The following is a 264-nucleotide window of genomic DNA, read 5'->3' on the forward strand; positions in this document are numbered from 1 at the left end:
GTCGTACCTGAAGCTGGCCCAGAACGAAGGAGCGAGCGTGCTCGCCGGTGGCGGCGTCCCATCGCTGGGAGGCGCCCTGGATGCCGGCGCGTGGATCGAACCGACGCTGTGGACCGGCCTGGACAACAGCCACCGCACCGTACGCGAGGAGGTCTTCGGACCCTTCGCCGCGCTCATCCCGTTCGACACCGAAATCGAGGCCGTGCGCCTGGCCAACGACACCCGGTACGGGATGGCCGCGGTGACGTGGACCCCGGACCCAGA

At 69.7% G+C, this 264-nt stretch carries 1 protein-coding gene; it reads left to right on the forward strand.

The window, feature by feature from the left end:
• Positions 1-37: 37 nt before the first annotated feature.
• The coding region (locus ACPYOM_RS22725; protein WP_481347701.1) for an aldehyde dehydrogenase family protein at positions 38-264 on the forward strand (227 nt) is incomplete at its 3' end.

Source organism: Monashia sp. HAY1-2A (assembly GCF_056755315.1).